Genomic DNA, 762 nt, shown 5'->3' with positions numbered 1-762 from the left:
GAAATTGGATCAACTACTACCTTGGTCACCGTCCATTCCAGCGGAATGTCGTGTACCAAATAAAACTAAATAAATCATAACAATAGTCCACATCTAAAACTAGGTGTGGATTATTTGACGTTTACAAATGGGACAACTTTTATTCCTAAAGGCTCAAGGTTTTCTTTTGCTATTTCAAAGTTTGGTTTGTAACCTTCTGTTGCATAAACAGAACGAGGGAATGGTCTCAACATTGATAAGAATTCTCCACCACCAGTTCCCATGTCCAACATTGAATCAACATTTTGAATTAGATGTTTTGCCATACTCCCATAAGACCAAGAAAGTAAGCCACTTCTCATTCGTCCAGTTCCCGTAATAAATGAGAAGTCCCATCCAGAAAATTCTTTATTTACATCGTTTAAATAACTTAAAAATTGATTATCTCTTATCATAATTTACCTCCCAAATTGTTTAAAATTAGGTATGAAACGTAGAATGGGAGGTCCTCTTACATAAAAAGTAAGTTGTTATATTTCATGTTCTAATAAATTCATATTTAAACACCCCGAATAATAGTAAGATTTTATTATCTAATTATATCAGAAAATTAAATTTGCTACATATTATTTGGCTTATTCAATAATCCTGCCCCGTTCGTATTATAAGGTTAACCAGAATTTACTGGTTGACCTTATTTCTTATGGTCTTATTATTACATTGTAGCCGGGGTAGAACGACCCTGCCCGTGGGAGATAGATCCCGTCAACTAAACTGTTCGCC

The 762-nt window shown here is 34.3% G+C and carries 1 pseudogene; it reads right to left on the bottom strand.

The features are described from left to right. Positions 1 to 119: 119 nt before the first annotated feature. Positions 120 to 434: pseudogene (locus M3210_RS20050) on the bottom strand (SAM-dependent methyltransferase); the annotation flags it as partial. Positions 435 to 762: the final 328 nt, after the last annotated feature.

Origin of the sequence: Oceanobacillus luteolus, assembly GCF_023715655.1 — a bacterium.
GTDB classification, from domain to species: Bacteria; Bacillota; Bacilli; order Bacillales; family Amphibacillaceae; genus Oceanobacillus; species Oceanobacillus luteolus.
Note: the sequence above shows the minus strand (reverse complement) of the source record. Positions and strands in the feature narration are given on the sequence as shown.